This window comes from Coleofasciculaceae cyanobacterium (assembly GCA_036703275.1).
Taxonomy (GTDB): domain Bacteria; phylum Cyanobacteriota; class Cyanobacteriia; order Cyanobacteriales; family Xenococcaceae; genus Waterburya.
The window spans coordinates 1-12545 of record DATNPK010000115.1; the positions used below are offsets into that span (position 1 = coordinate 1).

Consider the following 12545-nt stretch of genomic DNA (forward strand, 5'->3'; position numbering starts at 1 on the left):
ATCATGCCAGATTAATTAAAACGGTTTTTGAAAACGGATTAGTCTTATCAGACTAATTAAGGAGTGTACTCAAACCTGAAATCATTGATATATATAGGTTTCAAAAACGAGTCGTCCTGGGATACTAGAGGTTTCGTCCTGGGATACTAGAGGTTTTGTACTCAAGCTCTAACTCCCAATACATAATGCTTTGATCCTATTTTTAATAGGTTATTTTTTTTGAGTACTTGAGTACATACTATTTAGATATCAAGCTAATCTTCAATTTGCAGTAAATCGCGTAGCTTTTTTTCCATTTCTTCTGAGGGAGTTCGTTTCCCTTTTTCCCACATTTTTACTAGTGATTGGCTTACTCCTAGCGTACCCGCTAGCTTTCTCTGACTCCAATCTTTGGCGTTTCTGCCTTTTCGGATTTGGTCGCTCGTTATTCCAGTTGCCGATATTTGCTTTGGCTTTTTTACTTTCTGCTTTGGTTTTGCTTTACTCGCTAGTAATTCTGGTATTGGGTGTGGAGGCTGAATAGTTACTCTGGCTAGAAGCAACCATTCGATAATTTTCATCTTTCTGGCATCTGTTGGCTTTTTCAGTTTACTTCCAGGCTGTAGCCACGAGGGATAAGTTTCATCAAACTGAATTTGCCAACTAAGTTTTTTCAGCAACTTTAAAGCATTGTCCCAGCGTTGTTTTAGGTCATATCCTCTGCGTGTATCGCTGCGTGCTGTATCAATGACGGTATGAGGCAGGAGGTGTTTGAGTAAAGTTTCGACTCGATACTTTCCCGACGTATGGATTCTGCTTTCCATTGCTAGGTGAATTGCCAACCTCAACGCTAGTTCGTCATGATAAGGATCGATTCGGAGAATACTTTGAGCCAGATAGCCAAACTGGTACAAAGCCTCTTGCAGTTTGCTACCAGCTTTGTTGAGAAAACTATGGAAAATTAAACCTGGCTGTACCGTTATGTAAACCTCTTCGGGTTTTTGAACCTTTCCTTCTGTGTCTGATTGTCCTCTGGGGTCTACCACTACGTTCCACATTCGCCCTGTAGGGTTACTGGCATTAATTCCGCCCTTTTTGTTTCTACCTTCTACCCAAACAGACTTAACTAACAAACAATCTAGAACAAAGGCTGTTTTAGCAATTTCACTGAGCTTCTGATGAACTGGCAGATCGGTTCTTTTGTCCCACCCCAAGTATTTAATTATATCGCTCGCCTTTAGACTAAACTTACTGTCCCAAGGTCGATCCTGATTCATCGTATGTGCTGCAAAAATTAAATGTAGTTTGACTGTATTAAAACCAAATTTATCGATAATCTGCTCGGCTTGTTCTAGAGGAAGCAGTTCAATATCGCCAGGATTACTAATATAATGTTCGATATAGTTCTTAGGATTGCCTTTGGCTTGGTGCTTAAAGTAGGCAAATCCGTTGTCATCTTTTTGCCATAGGTCTTTTCTAATTTGAGCTAAAGATGCGCTGCTAAAGGCTGCAAAAGTAGGAATGGGCAAAATAGCATTGGCTAATCTAGATTCGGTAACTGGTACAGGCTCTGCTTCATTGTTTTCTCTAAAGCCCAAAGTTCGCTCTATCTCTGTTAAGGGAAGACTTTCAAGAGTTTTAAAAATAGCTGTGGCATTTCTTTGAGAAAAGTGTTTTAAAAAATCCGCCACTTTGGATTCTAAATTGCTTAGTTCTTGTTCTTGAAAATATTGGTTGCAAGCTTTCTCTCTCTCATCAGAATTCATGCTATTAAAAGCTTCTATTCCAATATTTTGTTGCATTTTTTCAACTAATGATATTGAATGAAACGTCAAAAACTCTTCGGCTGCGGTTTCTGAGATTTTAAAATCTTTTAACGTTATGTTTATGTCATTTTCTAATTGCTTAATTACCTGGTCGATTCTTTTTTGACTAAGATGCAGTTCGACTGAAACTAAATTTTCTTCTCGATCAAAATTTAGAGTAAATGTAGGTAGTCGTGAGTGTAATTTACCAGTTTTTATTAGGTGAATTTTGACACGATGCTCGTATAACTTTACTAAGTGAAAAACTACTTGACGTGCTATTAAATTTAAAAGTTGATAATTTTCTTTAAACGATTGAGCAGTTCGTTTGATTTCTTCAGGCTTTAAATTGCTTCTAAATACATTATATTGTTGATAAAATTCGTCAACCTGCGTGAGAACTTGTTGTTTGTTTTGTGTTTCCAGCGTAGAAGCAGAAACCATAGCAATCATTCCCGTCTCTTTATTATCGACACGCACATAATCTGTTTCTTTCTCTCGATCGCCCCAAAAACTGTTCGGATCGAACTTAAAGATCTCATCATTTTGTTCTGGCATGGTCTTAATCGTCTAATCAATTCGATCTCTAACAATAAATAATCATAGAAAATATTGCTGGGCTTATTCATTCCTTTCTGGAGAACCTGGAGGAACAATCCAGAAAGTACACTTAGGATTATTGGTTTCTCGGCAGTTATTGATGCGATCGACGTTCCAATCCACTACATCACGTCCAAACACATTGTGAGGATGATTGTACCTGGTTGATGCTACCCACCAAGTACCGACTATAAGAATTAACCCAAAAGCTACTAAAGCAGGAAAAGACCAAAAACCGTCCGCGATCCTCAGCCAAATCTTATTTTGCTGAATCTTGCCAATTCCAGAGATAGAACGATCGATCTGCTGATTAACCGTTTCTTGCCTTTTAGTAATATTCGATGCCCACTCAACAAAAGCATTCATCTCCTTCATACTCTTCTGCTCGCGAGCAAAGATTTTAGCATCCAGTTCGGCAACCTCCGACTCTAATCGCTCAATTTGCTTTAAGTTATGCTGTAACCGCTCAAAATTTTCGCTACTAGCATCAGCGATCGCCCCTACCGTACCCATGCCCGCCTCTTTAATATCTGAGACGCACTTATTGCTAACAGCCTCCATATTCTCTTTGATCGTCTCAGCCTGCTTCTGCTGTTGTTTTGCAACCAGAGAAATAGCTTCGGTAATTTCAGACAAACTACTAGCACTTTCTTCTTTCCACTCAGATAAAAGCCGATTTAGATCCTTTGGAGCAGCTTCAATTAACACCCGCATCTGTCCTGTTAGCAGTAAAGCCATAAACATCGGGTCATTTGGCTCTAAGCCACTACGACTGATAATCTCAAACACTTTAGCCTTGAGTTCTGGGGACTCATTCGCCATGCAAAAATCTATGACCTCTCTGGCTTTTACCGCACTACCATTAAGTAGACTCATCTTATTTTTTCAATACCTATTTGTTATTCCTCCTTTTGCTCGATCTTTAAGAAACTGAAGCTGTTTCCATTTCTGTTGACCAAACCTCAGTACTGTCAAAAGCTGCAAATGCCGTCTTCAAAAAATTAACCACCCGCTGCCTACCCAAAACAGTCAAATCAGATGAGCGTGTAGCATCATCAAAGCGCAACTGCTTCTGGTTAATTAAATACCGTTCCTGATAACCCAGCTTGGGAAAATCAATTACCTTTATTCCATACCCCGTAATAAGTTTTTGTAGCGACTTATCATTATCCACCTGCGACCACTCATCACAAAGCCCAAAATTTCTGACTAGAACATGAGTCATTTGCTCGCCATAGTAGTCAACAGAAGCCTGAAAAAGCCTAATGCTGTCATATTCACCGTTAGTCACAAACCACTTACAAAAACTAACGTCATACTGCTGACCAATCTCTAGTAACTGATTATTCTCAATCCAAGTAGTAACCGCCCGATTAACTTGACTCGGCAAAGAAACAATTACGGGCTGTTCCATCGCCATCTCAAAAATGCGATCTGCCTTACCAGCCTGTTTCTCATCCTCACTAAAAACAGCAAACTGACACTGCTCTTTGTAAACCCGATTAACATCAGGATTAGAACGATCCGTCTCTATCGCCACAAAAGACAACTCACGATCCAATCCATATTGAATCATCGCTCTAGTCACAAAAGACTTACCTACTCCCCCCTTCTCACCATCAACCAAATGTATGATCGCCATTTAAGTCTTCTTGCTCCAAATTAAAAACTATTAAACTCGCTCTCTAAATCATCATTTGAACCAGACAGAATTTTAGTTTTAGTCAATGAAGACTTATTACCAATTGACTGACTTTTGGTTTTAGCTTTGTTACTAACAGACGAAGATGATTTAGTCCTAGTCGTAGAATTCAGATTAACCGCTTGTTCTGAATCTGTACTACCCTTTATACTATTGATTTCAGCATCGGAATTACCAGTCCCTAACTCTTCTTTAGAATCAGTAACATTTGTTGATAATTTGGAGTTCGATTGAGGAGTCGATCTAGAACTAGAAGCAGAACTAGATTTACTTTTTCGCTTTCGTGAAGATGACTTCTTACTACCTTCAGTTAAATACAATTTCAAAGTAGTAGCCGACACCAAAATCTCTTGTTCGGCTAAAATTTCAGACAAATCCTCATAGGTATAACCTTTCTTCAAAGCACTGTTTAATTTACCTCGAAGAAAATAAATACTTTCTCGTAGTGTTAGTTCTTCAACTGGTTTAAATTCTAGTTGGTCTAATTTATTTAATGCAGTGTTGAGCTTATCTATATGAAATTTTTGATTAGGTTTAGCTTTAACCATCTTTAATTACTCCAGCATTCGTGCCTTCTGTTTATTGCTATACAATTAATCATCACATAAATAGCAATTCGCTTAAATTGAACTTTTGTAAAGGGAAGTATCCTAGTCAAGAATGCTTCTTCTTTTCCCAGGAGTATTTATCCGAGAGACTAAAATTGTATAAATTTGGTGCTACTCACTACACAATTTTTGGCTTCGCCACCGCTGCGCTAAAATTATTTCGTTCGCCTAAAGGTAAAATCTCAAAACAACTGGGAAAAAGAAATGCCTCATGCTATTGCTCGCATCGCTAAACTAAAGTCGGGAAATGTCGGTGCTTCAGGTCAGCATACCAGAAGAGCCAGAGAAACCCCAAACGCCAACCCAGAGATTGCTAACATTCGTTTTATTGGTCAACCAGATTCAAGCAGTCTACCCAGCTTAGAAACCATCGTCAGAGAGCGCATTGGTGAACAAACCATCCGCAAGAATGCGGTTCTCTGTGTGGAGATGTTGTTGACCGCTAGCCCTGAATACTTCCGACCCGATGACCCAAGTAAGGCAGGATATTATGAGCCAGAACGTCTAGCAGATTTTCAACAGTCAGTTCATAACTGGTTAGATAATGAGTATGGCGATCGCATTGTTCGAGCCGAGCTACATTTAGACGAATCAACTCCCCATGTTCATGCTTATCTTGTACCCCTAGATGAAAGAGGAAAACTAAACTGTCGGGGACTATTTGGCGGACGGCAAAAACTAAGTCAGTTTCAAGATAGTTATGCTAATGCCATGTCACTAATTGGATTAGAAAGGGGGATTAAAGGGAGTAGAGCTAAACACACTACGGTCAAGCAATACTATGCTGCGGTAACTAAAACACCAGATTTAACTTTAGATCGAACTACTATTCAACATCAGTTGGCAGATAGGCAAAGAGTAATCAAAGAAAAGGAACAGGCTTTAATTACCGCCAAACTATTATCTAGGGACAAAGAAGAATTACAGCAGCGTCTAGAGCAAGCTGAAATCAAAATTAAAACTCAAGCCAGGGAATTAACTAACTGGAAAACTAAGTATGCAGACATCGCTGATCAAGTGCGGGATTTACCCCTAAAAGATGTTGTCTATGAATTGGGTTTAGAACCAGATCCAAAAGACAAACACAAGTGGCAAAACGAATACCACATTATTAATATTACTGGTAGTAAATTCTACGATTGGAAACAGATGAAGGGTGGAGGTGGGGCGATCGATTTGGTGATGCACATTAACGAGTGTGACTATAAACAATCAGTAGCTTGGCTTGGGGAGCGTCTGGGAGAAAGTGCCACCATTGAAGCGGTAACTTATAAAACCAGAGAAATAATTAGAACCGAACCAGTGCAGGAATTTACTCCGCCAGTCCCCGAACAGAGTAAATGGCTTTCTGTCAAACAATATTTAACTCGTACAAGATTGTTACCTAGTGGTTTAGTGGATAAGCTACACGAACAGGGATTAGTTTATGCAGATCAAAATCAGAATGCGGTGTTTCTTCGTCGTTCACTAGATGAGGATAAAATTACTGGAGCAACACTTAGAGGTACAGCAGGAGAAGATAATCAATTCAAAGGATTAGCCAAAGGTTCAAAGAGAAAAGAGGGGTGGTTTTACTTGACTAAGGGAGAGCAATCAAGTGATCCCATAAGAAGAGTGGTGTTGGTTGAGTCGCCGATTGATGCGATGTCCTTGGCGGTGTTAGAGCGGACTGATTCATTAAAAACACTCTATTTATCTACTGATGGGGCTGGTGTCATACCAATTGAGTATTTAAAATCGGTGAAGGATGTAGTGATTGCCTTTGATCGCGATCGCTCTGGTCAGTCGATGGCAGAAAGAATTAAGACTCAGTTGCCGAATGCAGTTAGTAAAACTCCTAAAGCGATTGATTGGAATCAGGATTTAGTTAATACGTTTGATTGGGTTAATCAGAAGCGAAGCCATGAGATTAATAGACAGCATCAACGTGGGATTGAAAGGGGTGGTGGGTTGAGCTTATGATTTGCTCTACCTTTGACGAAGGCAAAGGCATTAAAACTATTTGGATGTCCAGTAATTTAAACATCTAAATGTTTAAATTACTGGACATCCAAATAAAAATAGATTAGATTCTAGCTTCCATGAGTCTTTTGTCAGCAGATTTGAGTAATGAGCGATCGCATATCCAATACTTTCTTAGATTCAATCGTAAAATTGTCCGCTACTGGAGATTGTAGTTTTGAAGGATTAATTGCAGAGCTTTTAGAGTCTTTAACTGGGCGACATTTTAATCTTGCGAAACCTGGCTATCAAGCAGGTCGAGATATGAGTTCTCGTGATTTTTATCAGAATACTATATTTGTAGAATGTAAGCGGTATAAAAAGACAACTGAATTAAATGAGAGAGAACTTTTAGGCGAATTAGATCAAGCAAAAGCAGGAACTCCAGATTTAGATGTTTGGGTTCTAGTTACCAGTCGAGATGTTGATTCTAAGCTATATGAAAGCTTACATCGAAGTGCTGCTCAAAAAGGGATTGATTTTGCCGTAATTGCTGATGGTGATGGAAAGCCAAGTTATTTAGCTGTTTTGTGTGCAAATTCTCCAGCTACAGCAATTAAATTTTTGAAACTAATCATTTCATTAGATGAGGACTTACAAAAGCTGGAAAATGAGCTGGATGAAATTGCTAAACATCCTCAATTTTCTCAAAGAGTAAATCAGTTAAAAGAAAAATTTCTTTCTCCTCTGGTGGGATATGAAAATTGGCGAGTCGAGCAAAATCAAAAACTTTTAGATTACTTTAAGTCAGAAAAAGATTCTCGTCCCTTTTTTGGACAGCCAATTGATGTTGAGGGAGAGAATGTTCGGTTTATTGAACGGACTGCTTTAACAGAGCAGTTAGATAGCTGGTATTCTACTTGGGGAAAACATAGAAACGTCTTTGCTGTTTTAGGTGAAGAAGGAGACGGAAAAACCTGGGGTGTAGCCCGTTGGCTGGGACAGAAAATACAACAAGGTGATAAGTTTCCAGGTGTTGTTTTTATATCCTCTAATCAAGCAAGCAATAATGATCCATATATTCTATTTTCTGAAATTATTGCTCGGAACTTCTCAAGCTTAAGTAGTGAGCAGTGCAACCTTCGTATCAAACGTTGGATAGAAAAAACAACGAATGATGACCCAATTCTATTGCTAGTTTTAGATGGAATTAATGAGCGTCGAGATTTTGAGTGGTGGCGATCGCTGATTGATTGTTTGGTTGCTTCTCCTTGGCGTAATAGTGTCGCGGTACTAATTACTTGTCGAGATCGCCACTGGCAATCGACATTTGGTTCACTTCGTTATTTATCAACTAACACTCATAAGCTTCCTCCTTACAGTGAAGAGGAATTAACAGAAGCTTTAAGAGTAAACAAGATAAATCGTTCTCAACTTTCACAAAAACTTTTTGAATCTCAACTTCTTCATAAACCTCGCTTCTTTAATTTAGTTATCAAATATCAAGAAAGAATTGGTGACATTGGCAATATTACTATTGCTCGATTAATTTACGAAGATTGGAAAGATCGACTGGAGCGAAAAAGCAATATTGCAATAACTGATGCTAAATTCCAAGCGATAATTAAAGATTTAGTCGAAAAAACTTTAGAAAAAGCTCAAAATAGACTTAAGGAACACGAAATAGAAGAAACTTTTTCTTTTGTCTCCAGCAAAATAGAGCTGTTGGAAGAGTTTCGGACAGGAAGTATTCTTGAAGAAAAAAGCAGTAGTAGATATGAAGTAAAAAAAAATTTCTTGACCTATGGATTAGGTCTACTGCTAGTAGAAAATTTAGCCGATGCAGCAGAGACAGGAGAAGTAAATCTTGAAGAAGCAATCGCACAATGGCTCGAACCCCATGCAGGAATGGATCTTAAAGGAGAAATTTGTCACTTTGCCAGCTTAATTTCTCTTGGGGATTCCGAAATTTCGCAAGAGGTCAAAGTCACATTGCTATTAGCTTGGGTTAATAGTCAAAATCCAAGAAAAGATATTGATTCAGATTTTATTGAATATTTCCCTGTAGATCCTGAAGCTTATATTGATTTAGCAGAGAAGATTTGGTCTTATCAAACAGAGAATCCTTGGGCGCAGGAGTTACTGATGCGAGCCTTGATTCGCTGGCGAGAGAACGAAAAGGTTATTGAAAAACTCATTCCTAAACTAGAAAAATGGTTAGGATTTGTACATCTTGATGGATTTCCCCATTCGCGTCGTGCCTCTAAAAACGATCGCGAAATCGAACAAATTCGAGAAGATATTTTTCAGTGTATTGGTCAACAATTAAAACCAGGACAAGTATTTACATTTAATGGGTATCAATTAACGGCAATTGATGATGATGGACTGCTGCGCTTGGGAAGAGTGGCATTGAGGTTGATTGATTATTTACCTGTAAAGCCATTGATCAAAGCGATCGCCACAGGAGCTATGGCAGAAGCGATTATGGGATGTACTCAAGATTATCAAGATAAATATAATTTGTTTCAATGGATATTTGCTAGTGCTGATGATAATTTATGGAATGAAATTAAATTAGAAGTTGAGAGCTTAAGGACTGCCGATAATCTTATTGCCAATAGAGTTGCCTATTTCCTTTTGTCTTGGGAAGGTAGTACAGAAGCGTTTGGGTTGAGAGAAACTTTACCTCAAGATCTGTTTCCTAAAAATCCTTGGATTGAGAAACAGAAACAAGATATCTGTCAATCTTGGTATAGATGGAGTGAAAGCGATTATGTTACCTGTCTAAAAAGATCTGACCTGACATTACATTGGGTTGCTCAGAAAGTTGTACCTCATTGCTTGAATCCAGTATTGAAAGTACCTGATAATCTTCGCGAATATTTTGCACCTTTAACAGAGCAAATTTCTATTGATTCTATTTGGTCTGAATATTACCAGAATTCAGACGATATTAACTTTAAACAATACGAGGCAGCTTTATATGCTTATGCACCTGATGTAATAGCAGATTTAGTTAGAAAGATTATAAGGGGTATTGTTAATCGTTCAGAAATAAGTCTGCGACAATTATGTTTTAAACTCAAAGAAAACTATTTAATTTTTGATAAAACAGAAAAACAATCTATTTACAGAGTTTGGCAGCAATTCAAGGAAAAATGCGACATTACAGAAGATTTAGAAAAAGTTGCTGAAGCGCATCTATTTAAAGTAGTTCTCGAACAGCTAGAACCAAAACAACAATTAGATTATTTTCTACAGCGTCCAGAGACTGCATCTGATTTAATATCTTTAGAACGTAGTTTTAAATCTCTCCAAAATTCAGAATCAGTATTATTAAAACTAGATCGCTTAAACGACGATACATCAACACAGAGAACACTTTGGTTTTTATCTACTCATCAAGAAAATTTGACGGCAGAACAGATTCGTCAACATATTTATCCTTTTGTAGAGAATGAAAATAGTTTTATAAGATCGCAAGCTCTAAAAATTCTCTATCAATCTAAAGATACTGCGATTATTCAGCATTTTATCAATAGTTCTTGGCAATCGAATGTACAACACCACGATCTCGAAAACCATTGGGGCAACTTACTTCTTTGTCAGTACGGACAAAAGTTATCCTTCTTGGCTCTCAAAGATCGGGTTTATCCATCCTTTTTAGGAATTGCTATTCGCGATCGCGGTCTGAAATCCGCAGAAGTCAAACAGTATGCTGACTACATTGATTTACTCTGGACTGAAATTAAAGAAAACGTACCAGAATTACCTCTAGATTTTCCCCAATTGGAAATTAGAATCGCGAGAGATGAAAATTTTACAGATCTCGATATGATTTATTTATCTGATAAGTATTTCAATTTCTCAGAGACTTTTGTATCTAGAGATTCAACTTGGGGAGGCATAGGTAGTAATAGCGAATATGGTTCTCTACAAGATTTTGATGAACGAGAAGAAACTAGAAAAAAACTCAATCAAATTAGTGAAAGTTCCAGAAAAGAACAGTTAGAGGCAAATAATTGCTTTTTTAATTACAAAATTCTCAGAGATGTTCTTTCAGTCGCGATCGCACAACGCCCTGATTTAGTCGATAAATGGTTAGAACCAATTCAAGGAGAACAGAATGAAACAGTAAGGAAAGTTATTCGTGTGGGTACTGTCTTTTATGAAACTCTCTGCTATGTTTTGCTAGAGCGATCGCATGCACGAGCTATTGAACTATATCGATATCTCAGTCAAAACGAGAGTCAAATAATTCTCAAAGATGCTCAAACTAATACTCGCTACCTTGACTATGCCCTATTTCAAGCTTCACCCACCGAATCTTTAGAACAAGAATGGCTACATCAGCAAGAAAATTGCCACTCTGATGCTGAGTTGCTGGAATTGGCAATAGTAGCTCAATTAGGACAAGGAGAAAGTTGGCTGTTATCTCGCATTGAACAGCAATTACAGTCATCTGCGCCAAGAGATTTTTCTCATGCTGTTACTATGTTGGGATTTTTGGCAACAGATGATGCTTTTGAACAACTGAAAAAATTGGCTACGAGTCAACCTGATACCTGGAGGAAAAGATTAGTAGAGATATCAATGGAACGTTGGCAAAGAAATTCTTGGGCAAAGCATTGGTTTAGAGAGTTTTTAACTCAAGGAGATCGCGTTATGGCATGGAGAGGCTTTAGGTTGTTTTTACAGTGTGGGGATAAAAGATTTTGGTTGTGGAAAGAAGAGTTAATTGGTGAAGCTTCTTCTCAAAGCTTTCATCAGTATTATCTAAATTTTCTGGAAGATAATACTGACACAATCAAAAACGCTATTGGCAACAGTAAATATAATCAAGAACTAGAAAAAACTTTTCTGGCTCATAAAACAACCTCAGAATCTTGAAACATCAGCAACTTCCACAACATCTAGATGTCTAGTAATCCAAACATCTAAATGACAATAAATTAAACATAAATTCTCAAACAATGATTATTACCGTAGCCTCGTTTAAAGGTGGAGTGGGTAAGTCCACTACAGCCTTTCACTTAGCAACTTATTTCCAAGAATTAGCACCTACTTTACTAGTAGATGGAGATGCCAATCGTTCGGCTTTGGATTGGGGTGCTAGAGGTCAAGTACCCTTCAAAGTAGTCGATGAAAAACAAGCGGTTAAGTTCGCTCGTAAGTACGAACACATCATTATTGACACTCCCGCCAGACCCGATGAAGACGAATTAAAAACTATTGCTGAAGGATGTGACTTACTAATCTTACCTACTAGTCCAGACGCATTAGCGTTAGGTGCAACTCTTAAAATGGTTGATGCTCTCCATGATTTAGATACTAGTTATTGCATCTTGCTAACTATTGTTCCTCCAAAACCGAATAAAGCAGGAATTGAAGCTAGAACAGCAATACAAAATGTCGAGCTACCTATATTTCAAGGGAGTATTCGTAGATTAGCTGTATTTCAAAAAGCAGCTTTAGAAGGTATTCCAGTGAGTACTGTCAAAGATTCTTACAGTGCGATCGCTTGGCAGTGTTATGTCGATGTAGCTAAGGAGATACAAAATGACCAAGGATAATAGATTTGAGGGATTGATGGGGGTTGTGGGCAAGAAGAAAAATGCTCAGACATCTAAAATTTTGGACATTCAAATATCTGAAGCTAAAATAGATGATTCTTTATCAGACATCTCAACATCCAAACATTTAAACAGTCAGACATCTAAAAAAGCTAAGAGTGCTAACCCAGATTACACCAGAACAACGGTCTATCTCCCAAAAAAAACTCACAAAAAGCTGAAGGCGATCGCCCTAGATGAAGAGAGAGAAATGAGTAGTATTGTTGAAGAGTTAATTGAGACTTGGTTGAGTTCTCGAAAGTAATTGTCTGAACATCTAGACACTTCGCTCTAA

Annotated in this window: 8 protein-coding genes; 4 read left to right on the plus strand and 4 right to left on the minus strand. The window is 38.0% G+C overall.

What is annotated here, in order from left to right; translation table 11 throughout:
• Positions 1 to 254: 254 nt before the first annotated feature.
• From V6C71_27175 to V6C71_27190, 4 genes are all read right to left on the minus strand, one after another.
• Positions 255 to 2342 (minus strand): helix-turn-helix transcriptional regulator, encoded by a 2088-nt coding sequence (locus V6C71_27175; protein ID HEY9772145.1) that lies wholly within the window; start codon positions 2340 to 2342, stop codon positions 255 to 257.
• A gap of 63 nt (positions 2343 to 2405) precedes the next feature.
• Complete coding sequence (locus V6C71_27180) at positions 2406 to 3260, minus strand: DUF6753 family protein (protein HEY9772146.1); 855 nt, start codon at positions 3258 to 3260, stop codon at positions 2406 to 2408.
• A gap of 46 nt (positions 3261 to 3306) precedes the next feature.
• Positions 3307 to 4026 carry a mobilization protein gene (locus V6C71_27185; protein HEY9772147.1) on the minus strand — a complete coding sequence of 240 codons (720 nt, stop codon included), beginning with the start codon at positions 4024 to 4026 and terminating at the stop codon, positions 3307 to 3309.
• Positions 4027 to 4046: 20 nt separating this feature from the next.
• Positions 4047 to 4634 (minus strand): hypothetical protein, encoded by a 588-nt coding sequence (locus V6C71_27190; protein ID HEY9772148.1) that lies wholly within the window; start codon positions 4632 to 4634, stop codon positions 4047 to 4049.
• Positions 4635 to 4898: 264 nt separating this feature from the next.
• Here V6C71_27190 and mobV point away from each other — a divergent pair, with 264 nt between their 5' ends.
• From mobV to V6C71_27210, 4 genes are all read left to right on the plus strand, one after another.
• Positions 4899 to 6656, plus strand: coding sequence for a MobV family relaxase (mobV, locus tag V6C71_27195; GenBank protein ID HEY9772149.1), 1758 nt, complete (start codon positions 4899 to 4901; stop codon positions 6654 to 6656).
• A gap of 147 nt (positions 6657 to 6803) precedes the next feature.
• Complete coding sequence (locus V6C71_27200) at positions 6804 to 11528, plus strand: hypothetical protein (GenBank protein HEY9772150.1); 4725 nt, start codon at positions 6804 to 6806, stop codon at positions 11526 to 11528.
• 83 nt (positions 11529 to 11611) lie between these two features.
• Positions 11612 to 12211, plus strand: coding sequence for a ParA family protein (locus tag V6C71_27205; GenBank protein ID HEY9772151.1), 600 nt, complete (start codon positions 11612 to 11614; stop codon positions 12209 to 12211).
• Complete coding sequence (locus tag V6C71_27210; protein HEY9772152.1) at positions 12198 to 12515, plus strand: hypothetical protein; 318 nt, start codon at positions 12198 to 12200, stop codon at positions 12513 to 12515. The genes V6C71_27205 and V6C71_27210 overlap by 14 nt, the downstream gene beginning before the upstream one ends.
• The last annotated feature ends 30 nt before the right edge of the window (positions 12516 to 12545 follow it).